The 26,038-nt window shown below is 53.5% G+C and carries 19 protein-coding genes and 1 tRNA gene; 7 read left to right on the top strand and 13 right to left on the bottom strand.

Translation table 11 applies throughout. The annotated features are described in order from the left end of the window. The first annotated feature begins 19 nt into the window (after window positions 1-19). The 3 genes from F8561_RS19750 to F8561_RS19740 all read left to right on the top strand — a co-directional run bounded on the left by F8561_RS19750 (window position 20) and on the right by F8561_RS19740 (window position 972). A tRNA-Pro gene (locus F8561_RS19750) sits at window positions 20-96 on the top strand. Window positions 97-281: 185 nt separating this feature from the next. After that, window positions 282-521 (top strand): DinI family protein, encoded by a 240-nt coding sequence (locus F8561_RS19745; RefSeq protein WP_014170944.1) that lies wholly within the window; start codon window positions 282-284, stop codon window positions 519-521. Window positions 522-645: 124 nt separating this feature from the next. Next, complete coding sequence (locus F8561_RS19740) at window positions 646-972, top strand: NIPSNAP family protein (protein WP_151887956.1); 327 nt, start codon at window positions 646-648, stop codon at window positions 970-972. 305 nt (window positions 973-1,277) lie between these two features. Here the strand turns inward: F8561_RS19740 and F8561_RS24445 are convergent, their stop codons facing one another. From F8561_RS24445 to F8561_RS19720, 4 genes are all read right to left on the bottom strand, one after another. Further along, entirely contained in the window at window positions 1,278-1,628 is a 351-nt protein-coding gene (locus F8561_RS24445) for a hypothetical protein (protein WP_226778084.1), read from the bottom strand. A gap of 118 nt (window positions 1,629-1,746) precedes the next feature. Continuing rightward, window positions 1,747-2,706: a hypothetical protein gene (locus F8561_RS19730; protein ID WP_134178570.1), complete on the bottom strand. Its 960-nt coding sequence runs from the start codon at window positions 2,704-2,706 to the stop codon at window positions 1,747-1,749. Window positions 2,707-3,328: 622 nt separating this feature from the next. Next, complete coding sequence (locus tag F8561_RS19725) at window positions 3,329-4,516, bottom strand: MFS transporter (protein ID WP_032680578.1); 1,188 nt, start codon at window positions 4,514-4,516, stop codon at window positions 3,329-3,331. A 135-nt stretch (window positions 4,517-4,651) separates the two neighbouring features. Beyond that, window positions 4,652-4,912 (bottom strand): DUF2534 family protein, encoded by a 261-nt coding sequence (locus F8561_RS19720; RefSeq protein WP_010433451.1) that lies wholly within the window; start codon window positions 4,910-4,912, stop codon window positions 4,652-4,654. A 209-nt stretch (window positions 4,913-5,121) separates the two neighbouring features. On the opposite strand from F8561_RS19720, the gene eco reads away from it, so the two are divergent. Next, window positions 5,122-5,625 carry a serine protease inhibitor ecotin gene (eco, locus tag F8561_RS19715; protein ID WP_040018015.1) on the top strand — a complete coding sequence of 168 codons (504 nt, stop codon included), beginning with the start codon at window positions 5,122-5,124 and terminating at the stop codon, window positions 5,623-5,625. A gap of 93 nt (window positions 5,626-5,718) precedes the next feature. On the opposite strand, the gene mqo is transcribed toward eco, so the two are convergent. After that, the gene (gene mqo / locus F8561_RS19710; protein ID WP_014170951.1) at window positions 5,719-7,371 is read right to left on the bottom strand and encodes a malate dehydrogenase (quinone); all 1,653 of its coding nucleotides are present in this window, start codon (window positions 7,369-7,371) and stop codon (window positions 5,719-5,721) included. 187 nt (window positions 7,372-7,558) lie between these two features. On the opposite strand from mqo, the gene F8561_RS19705 reads away from it, so the two are divergent. After that, on the top strand, window positions 7,559-8,848 hold the full coding sequence (locus F8561_RS19705) for a SulP family inorganic anion transporter (protein WP_032680576.1): 1,290 nt from the start codon (window positions 7,559-7,561) through the stop codon (window positions 8,846-8,848). Here the strand turns inward: F8561_RS19705 and mgtE are convergent. The 6 genes from mgtE to F8561_RS19675 form a co-directional block, all read right to left on the bottom strand. Beyond that, on the bottom strand, window positions 8,811-10,247 hold the full coding sequence (gene mgtE / locus F8561_RS19700; RefSeq protein WP_078774629.1) for a magnesium transporter: 1,437 nt from the start codon (window positions 10,245-10,247) through the stop codon (window positions 8,811-8,813). The genes F8561_RS19705 and mgtE overlap by 38 nt on opposite strands. 147 nt (window positions 10,248-10,394) lie before the next feature. Beyond that, window positions 10,395-12,038 (bottom strand): multidrug ABC transporter permease/ATP-binding protein, encoded by a 1,644-nt coding sequence (locus tag F8561_RS19695; RefSeq protein WP_063214736.1) that lies wholly within the window; start codon window positions 12,036-12,038, stop codon window positions 10,395-10,397. Window positions 12,039-12,113: 75 nt separating this feature from the next. After that, complete coding sequence (alkB, locus tag F8561_RS19690; protein ID WP_151887808.1) at window positions 12,114-12,764, bottom strand: DNA oxidative demethylase AlkB; 651 nt, start codon at window positions 12,762-12,764, stop codon at window positions 12,114-12,116. Then, complete coding sequence (gene ada, locus F8561_RS19685; RefSeq protein WP_151887807.1) at window positions 12,764-13,822, bottom strand: bifunctional DNA-binding transcriptional regulator/O6-methylguanine-DNA methyltransferase Ada; 1,059 nt, start codon at window positions 13,820-13,822, stop codon at window positions 12,764-12,766. Before ada ends, alkB begins: the two co-directional genes overlap by 1 nt. Before the next feature lie 72 nt (window positions 13,823-13,894). Beyond that, the gene (gene apbE / locus F8561_RS19680; protein ID WP_032678595.1) at window positions 13,895-14,950 is read right to left on the bottom strand and encodes an FAD:protein FMN transferase ApbE; all 1,056 of its coding nucleotides are present in this window, start codon (window positions 14,948-14,950) and stop codon (window positions 13,895-13,897) included. A 113-nt stretch (window positions 14,951-15,063) separates the two neighbouring features. Then, a complete protein-coding gene (locus F8561_RS19675; RefSeq protein ID WP_020883165.1) occupies window positions 15,064-16,179 on the bottom strand; it encodes a porin OmpC in 1,116 nt (371 codons plus the stop codon). A gap of 743 nt (window positions 16,180-16,922) precedes the next feature. On the opposite strand from F8561_RS19675, the gene rcsD reads away from it, so the two are divergent. Both rcsD and rcsB read left to right on the top strand, forming a co-directional pair. Next, complete coding sequence (gene rcsD / locus F8561_RS19670; protein ID WP_151887806.1) at window positions 16,923-19,595, top strand: phosphotransferase RcsD; 2,673 nt, start codon at window positions 16,923-16,925, stop codon at window positions 19,593-19,595. A gap of 16 nt (window positions 19,596-19,611) precedes the next feature. After that, window positions 19,612-20,262 (top strand): response regulator transcription factor RcsB, encoded by a 651-nt coding sequence (gene rcsB, locus F8561_RS19665; RefSeq protein ID WP_006176468.1) that lies wholly within the window; start codon window positions 19,612-19,614, stop codon window positions 20,260-20,262. A gap of 87 nt (window positions 20,263-20,349) precedes the next feature. Here rcsB and rcsC read toward each other — a convergent pair whose 3' ends face one another. Further along, entirely contained in the window at window positions 20,350-23,196 is a 2,847-nt protein-coding gene (gene rcsC / locus F8561_RS19660; protein ID WP_014170962.1) for a two-component system sensor histidine kinase RcsC, read from the bottom strand. A gap of 135 nt (window positions 23,197-23,331) precedes the next feature. Beyond that, the gene (gyrA, locus tag F8561_RS19655) at window positions 23,332-25,968 is read right to left on the bottom strand and encodes a DNA topoisomerase (ATP-hydrolyzing) subunit A (protein WP_014170963.1); all 2,637 of its coding nucleotides are present in this window, start codon (window positions 25,966-25,968) and stop codon (window positions 23,332-23,334) included. Between the last annotated feature and the right edge of the window lie 70 nt (window positions 25,969-26,038).

Here is a 26,038-nt window from a genome sequence, read left to right as displayed (position 1 = left end):
TAGTATTCTTTTTATGCGTCGGCACGTAGCGCAGCCTGGTAGCGCACCGTCATGGGGTGTCGGGGGTCGGAGGTTCAAATCCTCTCGTGCCGACCAAAAATACTCTTTAAAACCAGTCACCTATGGCTGGTTTTTTTATTGCTTCATTTCTGCTGGGAATCATTACCTGTAGTTTCAGCACCAACGGTCGACAACCCCCCTTAAAACACTCCGCCACGCTTGACGCTGTATATTTTTACAGTAAAAATACCTCCCCCACTTGAAGTTATTACGGAGGTTTTATGTTTGTTGAATTGGTTTACGATAAGCGAAATGTTCAGGGTCTGGATGGAGCCAGAGAAATTATATTGGCCGAGCTTACGAAGCGAGTGCATAACATCTTCCCTGATGCTGAAGTGAAGGTTAAGCCTATGCAAGCTAACGGACTCAATAGCGATGCCAGCAAAAGCGATCGTGAAAAGTTGAACCGCATGCTGGAGGATATGTTTGAAGAGTCTGATATGTGGCTTACAAATGAATAAATTTCTTTGAAGCCCTCATATCGAATGTACTGGCGCGGACTTTAGCTGATAATTTTCCTTTGTGTAACACAATAACATTGGACAATCGACTTAGTGCGATACACCAACGTCTGGAGCAGTGATGATGAAAACAGTCGAGATACTGCAATACAATTTACACAAAGGCACCGGAGCAGTTTTTCATAACGTCATGGCAGAAATTAGCGTTCCCCTACATCAACGCCACGGCATCGATGTGGTGTCGTTTGGTAACTCTCTGCACGATCTTGATTGCTACTATCTCATTCGAGCCTTTGAAAGTATTGAAAATATGAATACAGTGCTTAATTCTTTCTACGCGAGCGCAGACTGGCGCTGCGGGCCTCGTGAGTCCATCATTGACTGCATCGAAACAAGCATTAAGACAGTAATTGATCTGCCACGAGTAAGTGTGGATGGGCTACGAGTGTAAGTCCAAATCTGTTACGTCGCGATTGAGCGTTTACTGCCATATTAGGTTTGGTTCGGTGCATTGAGACAGCCAAAACAAGTCTGAGCTGATACATATCTAACCCTGCCCTGATCCCCATTGATTAACACACCGCGATGTTTGTAATGTCTTCATAAGCCACATGAGGACATCCCCAAGAAGCGTTTTTCCGACCAACATATTCTTGAAAACCAACCCTTCCGGGTTGTTTTTTTATTTCTGCAAAGGGAAATGGGTGTGATGTAACTCACTGGAAAAAAAGGGGCCCGTTTAGGCCCCCTGATGCGTTACTGTTTCACTTTGGCCTTTTCCTCATTGATGACGTTTAGCGCTGCTGCGGTGCAATCACCCTGAGCGATCCTGAGCGTGCCCGCCTGTTGGCGTTGCTCCAACAATGCGGAAAGCGTGTTGTAAACTTTCGTTTCGTGGCGGGCCTGTGCATAGCCCAACGCCTCGCAGATTTGAAAATCTGACATTGCCGCAACATGTTTACCATTTCCCCCCATGAAAGGCCGGGTGCTTAATGCATCCGTTTCGGGTTGAGAAGCAATGCTACATGCTGTTGTAGTCACCGCTGCCAGAATGAAGAATATCCACTGAGCCTTTTTCATCAGTAACGCTTTTTTTAAAGGTTTCACTTAAAATACTTCCCAAATTCGACATGTTGTCGCCTGATTTCTTTCAGGTTTGCCACTATTCCAGCCATACACCAGCCACTGACAACCCCCAAAAACCACCCCATCAAGAGATTGACTATCACCAGTGACCCACGTTTCTGGAGCCAGACTGCGCGCTACCACCACCAATATGATTGCCACCGCCTAAGCCGTGGGCGCTGTTGCTGTTGGCTGCATTGTTGCTGCCGTTCCCCGTTCCATGCTCATGTCGTGAGTTATTACGGCTATGATCGCTTCCCTGACGCTGAGAGACGATCAACGCGTCTACATGCGGAACTGCGATTTGCACATTCGGATCGACTTTGGCGATCTCCCCTGCGGTGGTGGTAGTGGTGACACCGTTAACCGTGATATTCACAGGCGTCCCCGGCTTCATACTGGACACAGCAACGTTAATCGAGCCCGTGTCTTTTGTTATGGCAACACTTGTAACGTTATCAGGTGCTTTCGTGGTGGCTGGAGTATGAGTAAGCGAGGGCGCAGTAACCGCCTTGCCAGCGGGTAAGGCTGGACCTGTTGTCGCTTGCTGCATAGACACCACTGCGGCGCGGTAAGTTGTGCCTGTGATTTGTGGCGCAGCCACTGCAGACGTTTTGGTGGCGTCAGGGGTGTTAACGGCAGTTCCTGCAGGTAAGGCTGGCCCTGTTGTGACTTGCTGCATTGAAATCACAGCGTTCCGGTAAGTCATGCCCGTAATGTGTGGCGTTTTCTGCTGCAGGGGTTGCGGCGTTCTTTGTGTTACAGGTCGCGGCGCATCGGGAGCCGTTTCAGTTGCCTGTACTGCATTAATACGATCGCCTGCAGTGCGTAAGCTGTTTTCGATGTCCCCTAAACGGGCCATATTTTCAGGTGAACGGTCGGCATTGTAAGCCTTTAATGCAGCCTGCTTATCCTCCATGGCCTGATTGGCTTCATTGCGAATCGACTGAATAGCAGTGGCTTTTTCATCCATGGTCATGAAATTAGAAGCGAAGGCGTTCACACTTCCGCATGAAAGCGCAATTATTACGGATAAAGAAATGATAGAATGGCGGTTCATTACAATAATTACCTTTAATTTATGTTAAGGGAAAACAGAAACAACAATTAACTACCCCGGCACATGTCGGGGACTTTTTTCAATAAGCGAAACAAGCACTTCAAACCGCGCATAATAACGACTGTAAACGATTACACTTTTGATATTTATCAATATCCCTAATTCAAATCGTAGAAATAACAATCAACTCAGCCACTATATTTCCCTGTTAATTCACTTCAAAACATCTCTATTGTTATCGCAACAAATCATTTTTTTAGTGGATAACACTCAGATGGTGAATCTTTCCGGTTCATTATCCTGCATAAAAAAGTGAAATAATGTTTCAGTGCACGTGCATTGACGTAACGAAAGCATCCCTCCTCTGGATAAAGCGCCCTGTCCCTGCATAGCTCGTGTGGCCCCAAGCCAGACACCGTCAGCAATGCAGAGAGGAATACATGCCCGGATTTCACGCGATAAGAGGTGTGATAATTGAACAACGTGGCGGTATAGCAGGGGGGCTAATTACAGAGGCAGGAATTTATTGCAATTGATGACAGGGCTGGTTGAATCAGCATAAATGCTGTCCAGCCCTGATTCGTACGACTAAAAAAAGAAAAGCATTTTAATAACCGTATTCTTACCGCACTTCGGCAGGCGTTTTACGCAGATAAAGCAGTGTCAGCAAACAAATCACCGCGCCGGCATAAAAGGTATATTCTGCGCCCCACAGTTCCCAGATAGCACCGGCACCCACGCTGGCCATCAGTAACCCGACCCCGCTGACCAGACTGAAAAGACCAAACGCCGTACCGCGCAAATCCGCAGGTGCTGTTTTGGCCACCATCGCGGCCAGCAGCCCCTGAGTCATCCCCATATGCATGCCCCAGAGCGCAACTCCGACAATAATACCGGTCCAGTGGGTACTCAGGGCCAGAACGACATCAGCGGCAATCAATACGACTAGCCCCCACTGCAGAAGCCGGGTATGGCTCATGCCATCAGAGAGTTTGCCAAACGGATAGGCCGAGAAAGAATAGATCACGTTCATCACCACCATCACCAGCGGGATTAAGGCCAGGGGAACGCCAGACTGTTGCGCACGGAGGACAAGAAAAGCCTCGCTAAAACGTGCCAGTGTGAATACCGCCCCCAGGCCAATGACCCACCAGCACGATTTTCCCAGCCGCGTTAAATTCTCTCTTTTGATGGGATTAGTGCGTTTATGTTCGACAGGGGTTTTCGGCTCCTTCAGGCCGAAATACAGCAGCGCAACCGAAAGAAAGCCGGGGATCAGGGCTATCCAGAAAACCGCGCGGAAATCATTGTGTAGCAGCAGCATTAACCCCACGGCCAGTAGTGGCCCCAGAAATGCGCCGGTGGTATCCATAGACTGACGCAGGCCATATGCCGCCCCACGCAGTTCCGGCGGGGTGATATCTGCGACCAGCGCATCCCGTGGAGCACCGCGGATCCCCTTCCCCGCACGATCCATCAGGCGCGCGCCTAAAACCATCCCCGAAGAGGATGCCAGGGCGAAAAAGGGTTTGCTCAGCGCACCGAGGCCATACCCGAGTAGCGCCAGCCCTTTACGCTTGCCAAGATAGTCGCTAATCGCCCCCGAAAAGACTTTGATAAAGAGAGCGGTAGCCTCCGCGAGCCCTTCAATCAGGCCGATAACCAACACGCTCGTTCCAAGCGTAGTCACCATAAACAGTGGAAGCAGGCTGTGAATACTCTCTGACGAGATGTCCATCAACATACTGACGCCACCCACTACCCAGACCCCACGAGGGATCCGGCTGAGTACCGTAAATCTGGAAAGCATCTGTAACTCCTGCTCTGAAAATAGTGGCCTGACTGCTTACAGAATAGGATACGACGGATTAAAAACCTGAGGAAGAACAACGAGCCAATAAAAAAGCCAGCGCTCAGGCTGGCTTTTTTATCGCAGGAAAGGCGTTTAGTGTTTATCACGCCCACCCAGGAAGAAAATGCCCAGCGGAATGGCAAGCAGCACGGTGAACACCAGGCTATAAACAAAGATCATCGCTGATTGCAGGACATACATGCTGGTCGTCCAGGCAGAGAGAGGAATGTTGTACTGTTCAATAACGCCAACAATGGTTGCCCGCCCAACACACGCGGCAGCAATCATAAACACAACCAGTAGCGCCAACAGGAACTTGCGGCCTTCAGGTGTTTTCAGTTTTGCACGTACCATCTCTCTCTTCCCTTCACAGATGAATAACATTATGTGGCGCTTAAAATAACACGATCTGCCGCCAGACTCCAATGCAGTACAAACAACCACTCATTGCGCATTAATAGAGTTTTATACGCTGCCAATATTGAAAATGTAAGTAAATTACACTAACCATTCACGAACATTATGTTAACCTGTGCCTGATAGTTTGACATAAAGGAATGACTGTGAAAAAAGCACCTCAATTTGCCATTGCCCTGATTGCCGCCGCATGCGTTAGCACCAGCGCTTTCGCCAGCGACACCCCTAAAGCGCAGCCTCTGGAAAAAGTAGCGCCTTATCCGCAAGCGGAAAAAGGGATGAAGCGTCAGGTCATTCAGTTACCCGCTCAGCAGGATGAAGCGAATTTCAAAGTGGAACTGTTAATTGGCCAGACGCTGGAAGTGGACTGCAACCAGCACCGTCTGGGCGGTCAGCTGGAAAGCAAAACCCTGGAAGGTTGGGGCTACGACTATTACGTCTTTGATAAAGTGACGTCTCCGGTTTCGACCATGATGGCCTGCCCGGATGGCAAGAAAGAGAAAAAATTTGTTACCGCGTATCTGGGTGACAACAGTCTGCTGCGCTATAACAGCAAGCTGCCAATCGTCGTTTATACGCCTGCAAACGTGGAAGTGAAATATCGCGTGTGGAAGGCGGAAGAAGAGACGGGCACGGCAGAAGTCCGTTAAGGATAAGCCGGGTGGCGACTTCGCCTGACCCGGCCATGGTACTGTGCGGTTAAATAAGCCGGGTAAGCGCTAACGCTACCCGGCTTTTTCACATCAGAGTGCGATATCCGCGACCGGTTTGTTTTCCGCCTGAGGCTTCAGCTCTGCCTTCGGTGCTGCGTCAGCAGCAGCTTGCGGCTTCACATATTGCAGCTGCAGAACGCGGCTGGTGTATTCCAGTTCCTGTTCCGTCGCGTCAACGTTACCGTTCAGCTTAGTGCCGTAAGAAGGAATAATGGTTTTCAGTTTTGCCTGCCATTCCGGGCTGGCAACTTTGTCTTTAAACACTTTTTCCATCAGATGCAGCATGATTGGCGCAGCGGTAGAAGCCCCCGGTGACGCACCCAGCAGCGCAGCAACAGTGCCTTCTTTGTCACTGACCACTTCGGTACCCAGACGCAGTACGCCGCCCTCTTTCGGATCGCGTTTGATGATCTGTACACGCTGACCCGCCTGCCACAAACGCCAGTCTTCTTTCTTCGCCTGCGGATAGTACTCTTTCAGCGCGTCAAAGCGTTCATCGTCAGAGAGCATCACCTGGCTAATCAGGTATTTCACCAGATCGAAGTTATCCAGACCGACGTCCATCATGGGCTTAACGTTAGAGGTGGTGGTCGCACTCAGCAGGTCCCACAGGGAACCGTTTTTCAGGAACTTCGTGGAGAAGGTCGCGAATGGCCCGAACAGCACCACACGTTTACCGTCAAGCACGCGGGTGTCGATGTGCGGAACGGACATGGGTGGCGCACCAACGGAAGCCTGACCGTAGACTTTTGCCAGGTGACGATTCACCACTTCCGGGTTTTCAGACACCAGGAACTGACCGCCCACCGGGAAGCCTGCGTAATCGTCCGCTTCCGGAATACCGGTTTCCTGCAGCAGTTTCAGCGCCGCGCCGCCCGCACCAATAAAGACAAACTTCGCCTTGATGACGTGCTCTTCTTCATTGTGTTTCAGATCGGCAACGGTCACGCTCCAGCTGTTATCCGCATTGCGCTTAAAGCCACGCACTTCGGTGCTGAGCTGCAGATTAAAGTTCTCTTTTTTCTGCAGGGAACCTACCAGCTGGCGGGTAATTTCGCCGTAGTTCACGTCAGTACCAATTTCAGTACGAGTCGCGGCGACTTTCTGGTTCGGGTCACGACCTTCCATGACCAGCGGAGCCCACTCTTTAATCTGCGCGTGATCTTCGGAGTATTTCATGCCGCGGAACAGCGTGCTCTGCTGCAGAGCCGCATAGCGCGCACGCAGGAAGTTAACGTTCTGCTCGCCCCACACAAAGCTCATGTGCGGCACGGTGTTGATGAAGGAGTGCGGATCGTGCATTACGCCGCTGTTCACCTGGTGAGACCAGAACTGGCGAGAAATCTGGAATGCTTCGTTGATCTCAACCGCCTTCTCGATACTAATGGAACCGTCCTTTTTCTGCGGTGTGTAGTTCAGTTCCATGAGTGCCGAATGGCCCGTACCGGCGTTGTTCCAGCCATTCGAGCTCTCCTGCGCCACGCCATCGAGGCGCTCGACCATGGTCATAGACCAGTCCGGCTGCAGTTCTTGCAGATAGGTTCCCAGCGTGGCGCTCATAATACCGCCACCAATTAAAAGGACGTCCGTTTCCTGCTCTTTTGGCGTGTCAGCTTTTGCCGCCATTGAGACGGTATTCAGCCCCACGGCCAGAGACAAGAGCATGGCAGTCATTTTTTTCATAATTTATGCCTTAGTGTAAAAGTGCGTGATGCGTGGAAATTGCAGGTGAAAAAAGCTGCGCGGGAACGGTAACAACTTTTAAATGGTGTTTAAAGGTTAAGAAATTATTGTAATTGTGAAATTTAATGATGGATTGTTTGTGAGGGATTACCTATGCGGCTGGCAAAAGGCGGCTTTTCTGGCTAGTATGTTGCGTTTTGTGATCGCGCGCACGGAAGCCTGCCCTAACCTGCGAAGTGTTATGTCATTACCCGATTCTTCTTTACCCCATGAAGGCCATGTCGCCTCGGTGTTACGCTCTCCCCGGCTGCTGATGCGTGAAACGCTGGCAGGCGTGATTACTGCCCTGGCGCTTATTCCTGAAGTGATTTCGTTTTCTGTCGTCGCAGGGGTTGATCCTAAAGTCAGCCTGATTGCTTCCGTGGTGCTGTGTCTTGCCCTGTCCGTGCTCGGCGGCCGCCCGGCAATGGTCACGGCGGCAGCGGGTTCCGTGGCGCTGGTGATTGGCCCGATGGTGCATCAGCATGGCGTGCAGTACATTTTGCCGGCCGTTCTGCTGGCCGGGGCGATCCAGATCCTCTTCGGCGTGCTCGGCATGGCGCGACTGATGCGCTTTATTCCGCAGTCGGTGATGACCGGGTTTGTTAACGCGCTCGGTATTTTGATCTTCTTCGCCCAGGTTCCCCATTTCTGGAGCCGAAGCCCGCTGATTGTGGGCCTGTTCGTGCTGACGCTGCTGATCGTCCTCTGGGTGCCCCGCTATATCAAAAGTATCCCCGCGCCGCTTATTGCCATTGTGGTGTTAACCCTGTTTACCGTGACCACCGGGCAAATCCTGCCGACCGTGGGTGACGAAGGCACCATGAGCGGTGGCCTGCCCGGGCTGACGCAGCTGCTTGTCCCGCTGAACACCGATACGCTGAGCATTATCTGGCCATGCGCATTAAGCATTGCATTTGTGGGTCTGCTGGAGTCGCTGCTGACGGCAAAACTGGTGGATGAGCTGACGGCGACCCCGTCCGGCAAGCGCCGCGAAAGCATTGGTCTGGGCATCGGTAACATTCTGGCCGGCTGGTATGGCGGTATCGCAGGCTGCGCCATGATTGGTCAAACCATCGTCAACGTGGAGATGGGCAAAGGCCGCAGCCGCATTTCCACTGTTGCGGCCGGTCTGGTGCTTCTGGTGCTGGTGACGGCGCTGAGTGAAGTGATGGCCCGCATCCCGATGGCCGTGCTGGCCGGGATTATGGCGATTGTCGCCGTCAAAACCTTCAGCTGGCATAGCCTGCAGCCCGCGACGGTGAAAAATGCCCCCCTTGCGGAAACGGTCGTGATGCTGGTGACCGTTGCAGCCACGGTTTCAACCGGCAACCTGGCCATTGGTGTGCTGGGCGGGATTATCGTGATGGCACTCCTTCCCGCCCGAATTAAGCGTCGGGTTAAAGAAGAAAAAGCGTTGCCAGCCCAAGAAAAATAAAGAAGCCGCCCGTATCGGTGATGGCAGTGATCATGACGCTCGACCCCACTGCGGGGTCGCGCCCGAGCTTTGTCATCGTCAACGGGATGATGACGCCCATCATCGACGCAACCAGCAGGTTCAGCACCATCGCCAGCATCATCACGCCGCCTAATGCCATATCGTCGTACAACCACCAGGTAATGCCGCCCATAATTCCGCCCCACACCAGGCCATTAATCAGCGCCACGCCCATCTCTCTGAAGATCAGGAAGGCAAAGTTACCCGGCTGAATGTTCTCCAGCGCCAGCGCGCGAACAATCATGGTGATGGTCTGGTTGCCGGTGTTGCCGCCTATCCCGGCCACAATCGGCATCAGCGAGGCTAACGCGACCAGCTGCGAAATGGTGTGTTCAAAGCCATCAATCACGCGGGAGGCGATAAACGCGGTACAGAGGTTAATGGCAAGCCAGGCCCAGCGGGTTTTGACCGCCTTGCCCACGGAGGCATGGACGTCATCTTCGGCGCTGATCCCCCCAAGCGCACGCAGATCGTTATCGGTCTCTTCGTAGACCACGTCAACGATCTCATCGATTGTCAGACGTCCCATCAGCTTGCCGACCGAGTCCACGACCGCCGCACTCACGAGGTCGTCACGTTCGAAGGTACGCGCGGCTTTTTCCGCGTCATCCTCCGGCGAGAAGACCATCGGCTCGTTTTCCATGACCTCGCTCACCCGCCGCTGAGTGCTGTTGAGCAGGATCGTTTTCAGCTCCAGCTCACCAAGCAAGGTTTTATCCCGCGAGGTCACGAACAGTTTATCGGTGTTGTCGGGCATACTGCCCAGGCGGCGTAAATAGCGCTGCACCGTGCCGAGCGTGACGTCCGGGCGCACCGTGATGACGCCAAACTCCATAATTGCGCCAACGCTGTGTTTATCGTAGTGCATCACCTGGCGCACGCGCGCCCGCTCATCGGCAGGCAACGAGGCCAGCAGTCGGCCGGTCAGGTTACGCGGCAGGTGTTGAACAAGGTAAATCTGCTCGTCGATATCCAGCGTTTGCAGGGCATCAAGAATAGCCCGGTCGCTCATCTCATCGATAAGATCATCCCAGACGTTTTCCGACGCCTCCAGCAGCACCTGCCCGCGCTCGTGATCCTGCACCAGACGCCACAGGGCGTGACGCTCTTCCGAGGGAAGTGCTTCGAGGGTATCCGCCAGGTCGGGCGGAGGCAAATGGGCAACCAGTGCACCTACCTCAGCAATATCGTCGGCTAAAGTGCCGACATCATATTGCTCAGCCAGGGTCAGTTTGCCCAGTAACGCAGACGTGACCGCTTTATCGGTCGTGAGAAGCCAGATGAGACGCGCACGTTCCTGGTCACGCTGCCGGGCGCTGTTTTTCTTTAATACCGACATCAATCATAAATCCATGAAATGAGATGGCATTAAGCATAGCGCGGGGATATGTAAATAAGAATAAACAACGGGACGGGATGCATAAAAAAGCGGCACATCGGCCGCGATTTTATCCCCTCTCCCGGTTGGAGAGGGGAAGACGAGACATCAGGCCGTGCGCGCTACCGCATCACGAGACGCCGCATCGCGCTCCTCGCCGGTCAACTCGCTGAGCTTACCGTCGCGCATCTCCAGCAGACGGTCGGCATGGATGAAGTAGTGATCGTCATGGCTGATGGCGAAAATAGTTTTGCCCATCGCCTTCATCAGCGGCAGTAACACCTGATAAAACTCGCGGCGGAAATGCGGGTCCTGATCTGCCGCCCACTCATCAAGCAGGATGATGTCGCGCTCTTCAGCCAGTGCCAACAGCAATGCCACGCGCTTTTTCTGCCCCTTCGAGAGTTTCAGGTTCAGGATTTTACCGTCCTGAAGCTCAAGCTTATGGGACATCTGCAGTTGCCCAAGCCATTTCTCCACCAGCGCAGGGTTAGCCTGCTGCCCTTCCGGCCCCAGCAGCTGATCAAAGAGCCAGACATCGGTGAAGACCGCCGAGAAGAGCTTGCGATAATCCTCTGGTTTCTCCGCGCTCAGCGCTTTACCATCCAGCAAAATCTCGCCCGATTGCGGCTGATATAAACCGGTGAGCAGCATCGCCAGCGTGGATTTCCCGCTACCGTTACCGCCAATCAGGAACAGCAGCTCGCCGCGATGAATCGTCAGGTTTACCGGTCCGACGGAAAAAGCGTTGTCCCGATAGCGGAACATGACGTTACGCAGCTCCAGGGTTTGCCAGTTCGGGAAGGCCTGCGGGCGTGGGAATTCGGCTTTAAACGGTGCGAGATCGAATTTATTGAGCTTGTTAAACGCCACCTGAGCGCTCAGCAACGTTGGCAATGCGCCCACGGCGGAGAGGAGCGGTGTACGCAAAAACAGCAGCGTCAGTGAATAGGTCGCCGCGACGTTGGTATCCGCCCATCCCAGACTGTTCGCCATCCAGAAGACCAGACCAATGGCGCCCAACATCATAATGTTCGACCAGTTCACCGCGCTCAGGTGGAAGGTATCGGCGCGAATGATGTGATGCCGGTATTCGCGGGCATCGGGAATATAGAGATGGTTAAAGATATGCTCGGCACGCTCGCGATTCAGGGTCAGCTCTTTACGCCCTTCCAGCACGGTCTGGTAATCGTTATAGAGCTTATCCTCGGTTTCACGCAGCACCGCCATGTGTTTATAGACGCGCGACACCAGCAGAAAACCGCCCCAGATGGTGATAACAATCCACAGCGCAGTGACCGCCAGCATTTTTGTGGAGAGCCAGGCGAGATACGCCGCCGAACCAAAGGTCAAAATAATGCCCTGCACCAGCTCCGGCAGACGAACGAAGGCAATGGTAATGGCGCGCACGTCGCTGGTCAGCCCTGCCAGCAGGGAGGCACTTCCAAGCTGCTCAACGCGTTCTACCTGCGTGTCCAGAATACGCTTAATAAATTCACTGCGCAGACGGAAAACGAAATGGTGTCCCAGCGCCGTCAGCGCCAGCTGCGAGCCGAGCGTCACCGCCATCAACAGCAGTAGCAGGCCAAGAAACTCCGGCAGGACGGCGAGTGAGGTATCGACCATTTCAATCAAGCGCACGTTAATAAACGCGATCAGGCCGATACCTAACGCGGCGCTGGCGAGGCTTAACGCCATGACGGCAATGAAGGGCCAGCGATACTGACGCCAGACGAGAAGAAGTAGTTGCATGCAGGCAATCCGGGCAATAAAAATCAGCCAGCAGTTTAAACTGCCGGACGGTTACATCAAGAATAATTCTTATTTTTATTGGCCACGGGATGCCTGCCGGAACGTCAGGTTAAGGCGGAACTCGCCGGTCTGAGGATGTACTCCCGGTTTGAGGGGCTGAATGCCGTGATAAAAAAGCCGCGATTCCCTGCCCCAAATCACCACATCACCGTGCTCCAGCATGAGCCGTTTCAGCGGATCGTTACGGCGTAATCCGCCAAACTGGAAGACCGCGGGCAGGCCTAAGGATACCGAGACGATCGGCGCGCGCAGATCGGGTTCATCCTTGTCCTGATGCAGCGAGAGCTTTGCCCCCACGGCGTAGCGGTTAATCAGACAGGCATTCGGGCGAAAGTCGGCATAGCCCGCTTCAACGGCGGCGTCATGGCAGAGCGCCCGAAAAACGTCAGGCATCGGCGGCCATGGCTGGCCGGTTACAGGATCGCCCGGGGCATATACATAGCCCTGCGCGTTTGTCGCCCAGCCCAGTTCCCCGCAGTTCGTCATCGCCACCGACATGGTGTACCCCCCGGGCGTCACCATGTGTCGAAACGGCGAGACCGCCGCCACCTCATCGATGCCGGCAAGCAGCGCCGCCGCGCGGGAAAGCGCAAAGCGGCGCAGGATCACCGCGCCGGGTGCAAGGGGCTCCTGCCAGGGTTCCGCATCCGCAAAAAGATCGAGCATTATCCCTCCGGGTTCTTTGCCTCACGTTTCAGTAACAACGCCTTTCGTTCTGGCCCCCAGCGGTAGCCCGAAAGCGCACCGTCGTGACGAACAACGCGGTGGCAGGGGATGATAACGGCCAGTTTATTTGCGGCACAGGCTCCCGCCACCGCACGCACAGCGCCTGGGCTACCGATCGTCTGCGCCACCTGGCGATAACTTGCCGTTTCACCGCGGGGAATGTCACGAAGCGCCTGCCACACACGCTGCTGGAAAGCGGTGCCCCGAATATCCAGCGGAAGTGCCAGCGGCACGGTATGGTCATCGATAGCGCTAATCACCCGCTCAATACGCCGGGCGAATTCTCCTTCCAGCGTTTCTCGCTCTGCTTTTGGAAACAGCGTCAAAAGCTCCTCGGTTAATGTCGCATCGTCGTCACCCAGCAGAATCGCGCAGATCCCGCGCTCGCTTTCACCCACCAGGCAACGGCCTAACGAACACTCACCAATCGCATAACGCACCGCCACATCCCCTTTCCGGTACTGCTTCGCCGTCATGCCCAGCGCAGCGTTGGCTTGACGATAATAGCTGCTGCTGTCAGGAAACCCGGCGGCCAGCACGGCATCGGTAATTTTGTCCCCCTGCGCAAGCGCGGTACGCAGGCGTTGTACCCGCGCCGCCTGTTGCCAGGCTTTAGGCGTCATACCGGTAACGGACTTAAACAAGCGGTGGAAGTGGAAAGGACTCATGGCGACCTGCTGCGCCAGCATTTCCAGCGTTAACGCGGGATCGCGCTCCAGCAGACGGCAGGCATGTTCAACTTTTGCCAGCGTCTGTTCCTGCGGATCGCGTTTGTCCGGCTGACAGCGTTTACACGGGCGAAACCCTGCCTGAAGGGCATGATCTACATCGGGGTAGAAGCGGACATTTTTACGTAACGCGTGGCGGGCACGGCAGGACGGACGACAGACGATCCCCGTCGTTTGCACGGCAAAGACAAACTGATCGTCAGCACGCGGATCGCGAGCCAGCACGGCCAGCCAGCGATCGTCATCGGTAGTAAAGGTCGGGTTTTTCATCATCAGCTCCTCTTACAAGCATACATACAGCGTGCCCGAGTGCCACTGATTAAAAACCCGCAACCTTGCTTTTTAATTCTTATCACTCACCAGGAAGCTGTCGAACTGCGGCGAACTCCAGGTTTTGAAGCCATCAGCCTCTTTGGTGATCATATAGACAGCCAGTCCTTCCTGGCGGACCACCTCTTTGGCTTTCTCCGGACCGAGGACCATTAAACCGGTATCCCAGGCATCGGCTTCCAGCGCGGTGGGGGCAATGACCGTCACCGAGACCAGATTATGCGCGATAGGGCGGCCGGTCTGCGGATCGATGACATGCGAAATCCGCTTCCCGTCGAGCTCATAATAGTTACGGTAACTCCCGGAGGTGCTGATACCGTGACCGTTGATATCCACAATCGCCTGTACGGCGTTTTGCTGGTCGGTCGGTTTTTGAATCGCCACCCGCCACGGATTACCGCTGGCATTCATGCCGCGGCTGACTAACGCACCGCCCACGGACACCAGGTAACGTGAAATACCTTCCTGGGCCATCAGCGCGGCCAGATGATCTGCCGCATACCCTTCCCCTACCGTCGACAGATCAACAAACAGATCGGGAATATCTTTTTGCAGGTACTGTTGTCCGTACTGGTTGATCACCGTCAGGTGCTGCAACCCTGTCCGGGCGCGGGCGTCATCTATCGCCGCCTGGTCAGGCGTGGTGACAGGCTGCTTGTTCGGGCCAAACCCCCACAGGTTAACCAGCGGCCCCACGGTCACGTCCATCGCGCCGTTGGTCTTGTAGCCCACGCGCATTGATTCGGTCACGATATCGGCCATTGCTTCGCTCACCGGCCACAGGGAAGTGCTGGTGGAGAGGTTAAAGCGCATCAGCGCAGAGTCATTTTTGTAGGTCGAAAGAAGCTGATCGTCGGCGTCCAGCTGCGACTGAATTTTGCTGCGAAGCTCTTCAGCGCGTGTCTTATCGAGATTCATCACGCTGACACGCCAGAATGTGCCCATCGTTTTGCCTTCCAGCACCGTCGCCGCGGGAGCATCCGTTTTGGCCACAGGCGTGGAAGAGTCACATGCTGTCAGGAAAAAAAGTATAGCCAGGAAGCTGGCGCGTAAAAAAGTCATGTCCATTCATTATTATCCTCATGCCAGGGCGGCAAGAGTACACCAAAAGGGTGAATTGTAAGAACCGAAAAGGCACGAAAAAGGGGCCATAAGGCCCCCTTTGTCACACGATGAAGCGATTAGAACTGGTAAACCAGACCCAGCGCTACGATATCATCAGTACCGATACCCGCCTGACGGGTGAATTCATTTTCATCAACCAGGTTGATTTTGTAATCAACGTAGGTGGACATGTTTTTGTTGAAGTAGTAAGTCGCGCCAACATCAACATATTTCAGCAGATCCTGATCGCCGTAACCTTCGATGTCTTTACCTTTGGACTGCAGGTAAGCCACGGATGGACGCAGACCGAAGTCGAACTGGTACTGAGCAACCACTTCGAAGTTCTGTGCTTTGTTAGCAAAGCCGTAAATGTCGCTGCTGCTCTGAGAGTTACCGAAACGGGTTGCGTTATAGGTCTGAGAGTACTGCGCCGCCAGGTAAATGTTGTTGGCGTCGTATTTCAGGCCACCAGAGTAAACTTCAGCACGATCGCCTTCGCCTTTCAGCGCCAGGTTAGCGGTGTCGTTCTGGTCAGCAGTACGTTTAGAAGAAGACATCGCACCACCGATGCTGAAGCCTTCGCCCAGGTTGTAGGTCACAGACGCGCCGTAACCGTCACCGTTCTGTTTCAGGGTGCTACGACCGGAATCGTTTTCACCGCTTACGCTGCCGTTTTTACCCTGATACTGCAGAGCAAAGTTCAGGCCATCAACCAGACCGAAGAAGTCCTGGTTACGGTAGGTTGCTACGCCGTTAGCACGGGATTGCAGGAAGTTGTCTGCACCGTAGGTGTCGCCGCCAAATTCTGGCAGAACGTCAGTCCAGGACGTTACGTCGTAGATCACACCGTAGTTACGACCATAATCGAAAGAACCCGCGTCAGCGAATTTCAGACCCGCGAACGCTACACGCGTCCAGGACTGGTTGTCGCTTTCAGAGGTGTTGCCCTGAATCTGGTATTCCCACTGGCCGTAACCGGTCAGCTGATCGTTAACCTGGGTTTCGCCTTTGAAGCCAAGACGCATGTAAGTCTGGTCGCCATCATTGCTCTTGTCGTCAGAGAAATAGTGCAGACCATCAACTTTGCCGTACAGATCTAATTTGTTGCCATCTTTGTTATAAATTTCAGCCGCATTTGCTGCGCCTGCCACCAGCAGAGCTGGTACCAGGAGGGACAGTACTTTAACTTTCATTTTATTAACCCTCTGTTATATGCCTTATAATTGCCACTGCTTACTGATTAACCCTCATTAACCAGTCGGCAATTTCATTCTCCGCAAAATTACAGAATAATCCAACGGGAATATGATACGAAAACTTTGAAAATGTTTCATTTCACGATAAACATGTTTCAAAATGTAAATATCAAGGAACTTTTACAAAGCACAGAGAGCTTAAGAATTTAGCACTTATCATCAAGCGAGAAGAAAAAACATTTAAATTCAGTAAACTACATTAAAAATATTTACAGCACTGAATGACAAAACAAGATCGGCCGTTATCTCTAAAATAACTCTCGCTATCATCATTAACTTTATTTATTACCGTCATTCAGATTTGAATGTCTGTTTATCCCTAATTCTACCGAATGCCTGGCATTCGGTTTTTTTTTACCTTTCTTTACGTAGCATGCGTTTTTTTGTGCTACCGCACTGAAATTGTAACGACTATTAACTAAATTCGTTTCCTCTCTCCTCGAGAACCGCGTCATTACTGCAAATCTCAATTTCTTGTTAATTCGTGCTATTTACCGGTATGTATCGTTTTTTATTTGTACACGCTCACTCGCTTTGTACATGTTTCATGCAATGGCGTTCTCCGATATTGTCAGTCGAAAAAGTGGCGGGTTCAAAGAGCGTGACGCTGGAAATTCAGGTATTACCCTTTATACTGCCCTATCGCCATAGAGCACGACCATTACGGGTTAAAGATATCAATGAGTCAGACTGAAACTACCGCTCCGAGCAAATTCTCCCTCTTACCCGGGAGCATCACCCGTTTCTTTCTTCTTTTGATCGTTGTGCTGCTAGTCACAATGGGGGTTATGGTTCAGAGCGCGGTTAACGCCTGGCTGAAGGACAAGAGCTATCAGGTTGTTGATATCACCCACGCCGTCCACAAGCGCATTGATACCTGGCGCTATGCAACCTGGCAGATTTACGACAACATCGCGGCCGCGCCGGCAACCTCCTCCGGAGACGGGCTTCAGGAGACTCGCCTGAAGCAAGACGTCTATTATCTGGAAAAACCACAGCGCAAAACCGAAGCGCTGATCTTCGGCTCTCATGACAGCGCAACGCTTGAGATGACCCAGCGCATCTCAACCTATCTTGATACCCTTTGGGGTGCCGAGACGGTGCCGTGGTCGATGTACTATCTGAACGGTCAGGACAACAGCATGATCCTGATCTCAACCCTGCCGCTAAAAGACCTCTCTTCCGGTTTCAAAGAGACGACCGTGGGCAGCATTGTCGATTCCCGCCGGGCAGAAATGCTGCAGCAGGCGAACGCCCTTGATGAACGTGAGAGCTTCTCATCTCTGCGCCGCCTCGCCTGGCAGAATGGCCATTACTTTACGCTGCGTACCACCTTTAACCAGCCAGGCCATCTGGCGACGGTGGTGGCCTTCGATTTGCCCATCAATGACTTGATTCCACCGGATATGCCGCTCGACAGCTTCCGTCTGGAGCCGGACAGCAGCACTCAGAATATGCGTGCCGCATCGGATAAAGAGGCCGCAGAGAGCGTATCGATCTCCTTTAACGGATCGAAAATCGAAATTGCCTCTTCGCTGAACTCAACCGGTATGCGTCTGGTGTGGCAAGTGCCGTTCGGCACCCTGCTGCTTGATACGCTGCAAAATATCCTCCTGCCCCTGCTGCTGAATATCGGCCTGCTGGCGCTGGCGCTGTTTGGCTACAGCACGTTCCGCTTCCAGTCAGGGCGTCAAAGCGATGCCGCTCCGGTCCCGGCAGGAACCAGTAACGAACTGCGCGTGTTGCGCGCGCTGAATGAAGAGATTATTTCCGTGCTGCCGCTTGGGGTGCTGGTTCACGATCAGGAAGCCAACCGTACGGTGATGAGTAATAAAATTGCTGACCACCTGCTGCCACATCTCAATCTGCAGAACATCACCGCCATGGCGGATCAACATCAGGGCGTGATTCAGGCCACCATTAATAACGAGCTGTATGAGATCCGACAGTTCCGCAGCCAGATCGCCTCCCGCACGCAGATCTTCATCATCCGCGATCAGGATCGTGAAGTGCTGGTGAATAAAAAGCTCAAGCAGGCACAACGTCTGTATGAGAAAAACCAGCAGGGGCGCGCTGCCTTTATGCAGAATATTGGTGATGCCTTCAAGAAGCCTTTAAAAATGCTGGCGACCCAGGCGGCGGCGCTGAATACATCGGAAAGCCATCAGCTTGCCTGCCAGGCCGACTCGCTGGTGCGCATGGTAGATGAGATCCAACTGGCGAATATGCTCGAAAATGATTTCTGGAAAGGAACGTCGACCCTCTTCTCTATCCAGAATCTGATCGATGAAGTGGTGCCTGAGGTCCTGCCCGTGATTAAGCGCAAAGGGCTGCAGCTGCTGATCAATAACCATTTACCGGCGAATGATGAACGTCATGGCGATCGCGAAGCGCTGCGTCGCATTCTGCTGATGATTATTCAGTACGCCGTCACCACCACCCAGATCGGCAAGATCACCCTGGAAGTCAGTACCGACGAGTCGGCTGAAGATCGCCTGACGTTCCGTATCCTGGATACCGGGGAAGGCGTAACGACAAGCGAAATCGATAATCTGCATTTCCCGTTCCTGAATGACACCCAGAGCGATCATTACGGCAAGGCCAATGCCCTGACCTTCTGGCTGTGCGATCAGCTGGCACGTAAGCTCGGTGGCCATCTGAATATCAAGGCCCGCGAATCACTTGGCACGCGTTACTCGCTGCACGTTAAAATGGCGGCGAATCCACAGGAAGAAGACGAAGAACGCCTGCTGGATGATGTGGTCGTGATGGTGGATGTGACCTCGAACGAGATCCGCAATATTGTGGTTCGTCAGTTAGAAAACTGGGGCGCGGCCTGCATAACGCCGGATGAAAGACTCTCAAGTCAAGAATTTGATCTGTTTTTAACTGATAATCCGTCTAATCTTACTGCCTCCGGCTTGCTTTTAAGCGATGATGAGCCAGGCGTGCGAAAAATCGGCCCAGGCCAGCTGCGCGTCAACTTTAATATAAGCAATGCGATGCAGGAAGCTGTACTACAACTAATAGAAGAGCAACTGGCGCAGGAAGAGATAGCGGAATCACCGTTAGGCGGCAATGAAAATGCCGAGCTTCACGCCAGCGGATACTATTCACTCTTTGTTGATACAGTACCAGATGATGTTAAGCGGTTGTATACTGAGTCCGCTGCGAATGATTTTGCAGCGCTGGCACAGACAGCACACCGGCTTAAAGGGGTGTTTGCCATGCTTAATCTGGTTCCCGGCAAGCAGTTATGTGAAACGCTGGAACATCTAATTCGTGAGAAAGATGCCTCTGGCATTGAAAAATACATCAGCGACATTGACGCCTACGTCAAAAGCTTGCTGTAGCAAGGTAGCCTTATACATGAACAATATGAACGTAATTATTGCCGATGACCATCCGATTGTACTGTTCGGTATTCGCAAATCACTTGAACAGATCGAGTGGGTGAATGTAGTCGGTGAATTTGAAGACTCTACAGCACTGATCAATAACCTCCCAAAGCTTGATGCGCATGTGCTCATCACCGATCTCTCCATGCCTGGGGACAAATACGGTGATGGGATCACACTCATCAAATATATCAAACGTCACTTCCCCGACATCTCGATCATTGTTCTGACCATGAACAACAACCCGGCCATTCTGAGCGCCGTGCTGGATCTGGATATCGAAGGGATTGTATTGAAACAGGGTGCGCCGACCGATCTGCCAAAAGCGCTCGCTGCGCTGCAGAAAGGCAAGAAGTTCACGCCTGAAAGCGTCTCTCGTTTGCTGGAAAAAATCAGCGCCGGTGGCTATGGCGACAAACGCCTGTCTCCGAAAGAGAGCGAAGTTCTGCGCCTGTTCGCCGAAGGTTTCCTGGTCACCGAGATTGCCAAGAAGCTGAACCGCAGTATTAAAACCATCAGTAGCCAGAAGAAATCAGCAATGATGAAACTGGGTGTGGATAACGATATTGCACTGCTGAACTATCTCTCCTCCGTTACGCTGAGCGCGTCGGATAAGGATTGATGTTGACCGGGTGTGCGGCCTGATGGCCTCACCTCCCCCTCCCGGCGTGTGAGGGAAACAACAAAAAAGGCCCTGACGGGCCTTTTTTTATACTCTCGCTTTTCTGACCCGTTCCGCATACACGGAGATCGTCTGTTTCAGGACGTCCAGCGTCACCGGTTTCGACAGACAACTGTCCATCCCTGACTCCAGACAGCGCTGTTTCTCTTCCGCCAGCGCATTCGCCGTCACGCCCACGACCGGCAACGTCAGGCCAAGCTGGCGTATACGCTGCGTCAGACGGTAGCCATCCATATTCGGCATGTTGACGTCGCTAAGAACGATATCAATGTGGTTTTTACTCAGCACGTTCAGCGCATCCACGCCGTCATTGGCGGTTTTGCACTGATAGCCAAGCGAACCCAGCTGGTCTGCCAGCAGGCGACGGTTAATCGGATGGTCATCCACCACCAGAATCATCATATCGTCATTCAGCGATGCCAGCGCATCCGGTGACGGCAACTCCGTCGCCCCATCGCTATCTTCCAGCTGCACGCTGTAAATACGTGCCAGCAGGCTCATGAGCTCATGCGGCGTCGCCACGCTGTGCACCCATTCACCCGGAGCTCGTTCGACCGGAATACCGATATGGCGACGGCAGAAGTGAACCACCCCTCTGCCCTGCCAGGGTTGCTCCAGCACCTCGTCGGTGATCAGCACGTCGTCGACATCCGGCGTTTGCCCTTCATAGCGGGACACGCGCACGCCGCTGTGGGTAAGAAGCGCCGTCAGGTAATCATTCAGTGAGGCATTGTGTACTGCCAGCCAGCAGCGCTTATCGCTTAGCCCATCCACCACCGCTTTTGCCGGGTACTGGGCAGAATAGAGCGGAATGCGGATAGTAAACTGGCTGCCCATGCCTGGCTCGGTATCAACGGAGATATCGCCGTCCATCATGCTCACGAGCTTCTCACAGATCGCCAGACCCAACCCGGTCCCCTGGAAGTTACGCTGTACGCCGGTACCGACCTGGAAGAACGGGTCAAACAGACGCACCACTTCCTTCGCCGGGATACCCACGCCGGTATCACGCACGCGAATACTCAGGTAGTCCCCTGCCCGGCACACATGCAACACAATGCAGCCGATATCGGTAAATTTAATGGCGTTACTGAGCAGGTTAGAAATGACCTGCTGCAGACGCATCGGATCGCCATGCAGCGTCAGCGGCACGTCCGGCTCAATAAAGCAGTAGAGGCCCAGCTGTTTACGCACCACCAGCGGCAGATAGTTGGCGCTGATGTGGTTCATCACCTCGCGCGGAGAGAACTCCCGCGGCTCAATTTTCAGCTGCTCCGACTCAATTTTGGAGAAATCGAGAATATCGCTGATGATTTTCAGCAGCAGGCTGGAGGAGTTATTCATCGCCGTCACCAGGCGATCGACCCCTTTCGGCAGCTCTTTGGTCTGCAGAAGATCAAGGTTACCGATAATCCCGTACAGCGGGGTACGCAACTCGTGGCTGACGGTGGCGAGGAACATGGATTTCGACTGGCTGGCCTGCTCGGCGGCCTGCGCCATCTCCTGCAGCGACTCTTCCATCTTCACACGCGCCGAGACGTCTACCAGGACGCAAATTGCCACGTTTTCATTACGATAGCGGGAGTGCACAAAGCTGATTTGCAGGTTCGTGTGCGTGCTGGTCAGCACGTCAACGAAGTTCACCTGCTGGCCACAGATAATCTGCGTCAGCCTCTGTCGGTCCTCATGCGTCAGCATGTTCAGGTAGTTATGCGCCAGCTCGTTACTGAGGATATTGGTCCCGTCCTGCGTGCGCAGGATGCAGATCCCCACCGGCGCCGAGGCGACAATCTTGCGGTTAAACTGCTCGTGCTCTTCCAGCCGCTGGGCATCGCTTTCGGCGGGAATAAAGATTTTGCGCTCATACATTCGCGCCAGGGTAAACAGCGCCCCCCCGGCCAGCAGGTTCAGCAAAATCGCGTTCATGATAAGAATGCGGATCCGCTCAAGCACCATATCCACGGGCAGCGAATAGACAATACTCAGCGACGAAGGCGGCAAGCTCTTTTTAAGCACCAGCTCACGGAAGCCTGAGGTATAGCCAAACCACGACCGCTCCTGCATCCAGTGCGGATCGACGTTCAGTCGATTATCCGGACCGGCAAGTGAGATAAGGGTATGTCCGTTTTCATCCAGAATGGTCACGCCCATCGGCAGACTGCCCGGCGTGAAGAAGTTTTCCATGCGAATGGTCTGTTCAATCCCCAGCAGCGCCTGCAGACGATTGCCCAGATAGACCGGCGTGAGGGCGTAGAAATAGCCCACGCCCATGCGTGGCCCCTGGCTTATCCAGAAGATGTTATTCCCGCGCTCGTCCTGCGGCGCATTGCGATATTTCACAATACGTTCGTGCAGGCTTTTCAGCGCATCATCGCGCTCAACGGGCACATCGCGCAGGCCAAAGTCGGCCATGCAGAGATTTTCACTGCCAATCAGGAAGACGCGGTTCAGATCATAGGCGGCGGAAAAGTTGTCACGCCAGTAGCGCATAAACCAGGACAGCGACTCCAGTGAACCGCGCCAGGTGCTGCCCATCGCAGAGCAATCGGAATCCGGAAACAGCGGCTCGAAATTCGGTACTTCGGTTTTGTCATTACGCCCACGGATGGCAAGAATGCCGTTTTCCGCGGTCAGGCGATTCTCGGCAATGTACTTCAGCTCCTTCATCACGTCGGACGTTCGCTGAATATAGCGCTGGGCCTGATCGGAGCTTAAGTTAAACTCCTGGCGGATCTCCGCTTCTTTCTGATGAAGGGCGTTAACGATGTAAAACACCGACAATAATGCCACCAGCAACCAAAGCAAGAGCGCCAGCGCCCGAAACAGATAGCGAGAGACTTTCAGCGTGGTACGAAAGGAGACGAGGTATTTCAAAGGGGCGAGGCTCCGCCGTCGGGGTCAAAAAGAATGTGGTTAAGGTAGCGGTAAACGCGCCTTGTCGCAACGTTCACTTATCTGCTTGTGCAAAAGAAAAGGGCCGGAAACCGGCCCTTTTTGCATCAGGAGACATTACTCGTCAGCGTCATCCGCTGCATCATCTTCGGTATCGGCTTCTGGTGCGATTTCATCATCACCTTCTGCGACGCTACCGTCGATGGAGTCGAGTTCTTCGTCATCCACAGGCTCAGCTACACGCTGCAGACCCACGACGTTCTCATCTTCCGCGGTACGGATGAGGATCACACCCTGAGTATTACGGCCAACCACGCTGATCTCAGATACGCGTGTACGCACCAGCGTACCGGCATCCGTGATCATCATGATCTGGTCGGCATCGTCTACCTGTACCGCACCCACAACGGATCCGTTGCGCTCGGTAACCTTGATAGAGATAACGCCCTGCGTGCCACGAGACTTGGTCGGGTATTCGCTTTCGGCAGTACGTTTACCGTAGCCGTTCTGCGTGACGGTCAGGATAGCACCTTCACCGCGCGGAACGATCAGGGAAACGACGGTATCTTCACCGGCCAGTTTGATACCACGAACACCTGTTGCAGTACGGCCCATTGCACGAACCGCGTTCTCTTTGAAGCGCACCACTTTACCGGCGGCGGAGAACAGCATCACTTCATCGGAACCGGAGGTGAGGTCAACGCCAATCAGTTCGTCACCGTCGTTCAGGTTCACCGCGATGATACCGGCAGAACGTGGACGGCTGAATTCGGTCAGCGCGGTTTTCTTCACGGTACCGCTGGCGGTCGCCATAAAGACGTTCACGCCTTCTTCGTACTCACGTACAGGCAGAATCGCGGTGATACGTTCGTTCGCTTCCAGCGGCAGCAGGTTCACGATTGGACGACCACGCGCACCACGGCTCGCTTCTGGCAGCTGATAGACCTTCATCCAGTACAGACGACCACGGCTTGAGAAGCAGAGGATCGTGTCATGGGTGTTTGCCACCAGCAGACGGTCAATAAAGTCTTCTTCTTTAATACGTGCTGCCGATTTGCCTTTACCGCCACGACGCTGTGCTTCGTAGTCGGTCAGCGGCTGATACTTCACATAGCCCTGGTGAGACAGGGTGACCACCACATCTTCGCGGTTGATCAGATCTTCAATGTTGATATCAGAGCTGTTCGCCGTGATTTCGGTGCGACGCTCATCGCCGAACTGATCGCGGACCAGTTCCAGCTCTTCACGGATCACTTCCATCAGGCGCTCTGCGCTACCCAGGATATGCAGCAGCTCGGCAATCTGTTCCAGCAGTTCTTTGTATTCGTCGAGCAGTTTTTCGTGCTCAAGGCCGGTCAGTTTCTGCAGACGCAGATCCAGAATCGCCTGGGCCTGCTGTTCAGTCAGGTAGTACTGACCGTCACGCACGCCGAACTCAGGCTCCAGCCACTCAGGACGCGCAGCATCGTCGCCAGCGCGTTCCAGCATGGCGGCCACGTTGCCCAGATCCCACGGACGGGCAATCAGAGACGCTTTCGCTTCCGCAGGGGTTGGTGCACGGCGAATCAACTCAATGATTGGGTCGATGTTTGCCAGTGCAACGGCCAGCGCTTCAAGGATGTGTGCACGGTCGCGGGCTTTACGTAGTTCGAAAATAGTACGGCGAGTCACCACTTCACGGCGGTGACGCACAAACGCGCTCAGAATATCTTTCAGGTTCATGATCTTCGGCTGACCATGGTGCAATGCAACCATGTTGATACCGAAGGAGACCTGGAGCTGAGTCTGGGAATACAGGTTGTTCAGTACAACCTCGCCCACCGCGTCGCGTTTGATTTCAATCACGATGCGCATGCCGTCTTTATCAGATTCGTCACGCAGCGCGCTGATGCCTTCAACACGTTTTTCTTTTACCAGCTCGGCGATTTTTTCAATCAGACGCGCTTTGTTCACCTGATACGGGATCTCGTGAACAATGATGGTTTCACGGCCGGTTTTGGCGTCCGCTTCCACTTCGGCGCGGGCACGGATATAAATCTTGCCACGTCCGGTGCGGTACGCTTCTTCAATACCACGACGACCGTTGATGATCGCCGCCGTCGGGAAGTCTGGACCCGGGATGTGTTCCATCAGCCCTTCAATGCTGATGTCTTCATCCTCAATATAGGCCAGGCAGCCGTTGATCACTTCCGTGATGTTATGCGGTGGAATGTTGGTTGCCATACCGACGGCGATACCGGACGAACCGTTCACCAGCAGGTTAGGGATTTTCGTTGGCATAACGTCCGGAATGCGTTCCGTGCCGTCATAGTTATCAACGAAATCAACCGTCTCTTTTTCCAGGTCAGCCATCAGCTCATGGGCAATTTTCGCCAGACGGATTTCCGTATAACGCATTGCCGCGGCGGAGTCGCCGTCGATAGAACCAAAGTTACCCTGACCATCTACCAGCATGTAACGCAGCGAGAATGGCTGCGCCATTCGGACGATAGTGTCGTACACTGCGGAATCACCATGGGGATGGTATTTACCGATTACGTCACCAACGACACGGGCAGATTTTTTGTAGGCTTTATTCCAGTCATTGCCCAATACGTTCATGGCGTATAGTACGCGACGGTGTACCGGCTTCAGGCCATCGCGGACGTCCGGCAGCGCACGGCCAACAATGACCGACATCGCATAGTCCAGATAGGAGCTCTTCAGCTCTTCCTCGATGTTAACCGGTGTAATTTCTCTCGCAAGGTCGCTCATCTAACCGCTATCCCTCTACTGTATCCCGGATTCAAAGGTCGCAAATTATAACACAGCCGCGGTGATTGAG

The sequence above is a fragment of the Enterobacter sp. 198 genome (assembly GCF_009025585.1).
Taxonomy (GTDB): domain Bacteria; phylum Pseudomonadota; class Gammaproteobacteria; order Enterobacterales; family Enterobacteriaceae; genus Enterobacter; species Enterobacter ludwigii.
The sequence above is the reverse complement of the archived record's forward strand: the minus strand, read 5'-3'. Positions and strand labels throughout refer to the sequence as shown.

Coding starts and splice junctions, on each gene's coding strand:
- F8561_RS19695 (WP_063214736.1), bottom strand. CDS start 12,038: ATGCAACTACTTCTTCTCGTCTGGCGTCAGTATCGCTGGCCCTTCATT.
- rcsD (WP_151887806.1), top strand. CDS start 16,923: ATGAGTCAGACTGAAACTACCGCTCCGAGCAAATTCTCCCTCTTACCC.
- alkB (WP_151887808.1), bottom strand. CDS start 12,764: ATGCTCGATCTTTTTGCGGATGCGGAACCCTGGCAGGAGCCCCTTGCA.
- apbE (WP_032678595.1), bottom strand. CDS start 14,950: ATGGACATGACTTTTTTACGCGCCAGCTTCCTGGCTATACTTTTTTTC.
- F8561_RS19720 (WP_010433451.1), bottom strand. CDS start 4,912: ATGGTACGTGCAAAACTGAAAACACCTGAAGGCCGCAAGTTCCTGTTG.
- F8561_RS19740 (WP_151887956.1), top strand. CDS start 646: ATGAAAACAGTCGAGATACTGCAATACAATTTACACAAAGGCACCGGA.
- rcsB (WP_006176468.1), top strand. CDS start 19,612: ATGAACAATATGAACGTAATTATTGCCGATGACCATCCGATTGTACTG.
- mqo (WP_014170951.1), bottom strand. CDS start 7,371: ATGAAAAAAATGACTGCCATGCTCTTGTCTCTGGCCGTGGGGCTGAAT.
- F8561_RS19745 (WP_014170944.1), top strand. CDS start 282: ATGTTTGTTGAATTGGTTTACGATAAGCGAAATGTTCAGGGTCTGGAT.
- F8561_RS19675 (WP_020883165.1), bottom strand. CDS start 16,179: ATGAAAGTTAAAGTACTGTCCCTCCTGGTACCAGCTCTGCTGGTGGCA.
- mgtE (WP_078774629.1), bottom strand. CDS start 10,247: ATGTCGGTATTAAAGAAAAACAGCGCCCGGCAGCGTGACCAGGAACGT.
- F8561_RS19730 (WP_134178570.1), bottom strand. CDS start 2,706: ATGAACCGCCATTCTATCATTTCTTTATCCGTAATAATTGCGCTTTCA.
- F8561_RS19705 (WP_032680576.1), top strand. CDS start 7,559: ATGTTGCGTTTTGTGATCGCGCGCACGGAAGCCTGCCCTAACCTGCGA.
- ada (WP_151887807.1), bottom strand. CDS start 13,822: ATGAAAAACCCGACCTTTACTACCGATGACGATCGCTGGCTGGCCGTG.
- gyrA (WP_014170963.1), bottom strand. CDS start 25,968: ATGAGCGACCTTGCGAGAGAAATTACACCGGTTAACATCGAGGAAGAG.
- F8561_RS19725 (WP_032680578.1), bottom strand. CDS start 4,516: ATGCTTTCCAGATTTACGGTACTCAGCCGGATCCCTCGTGGGGTCTGG.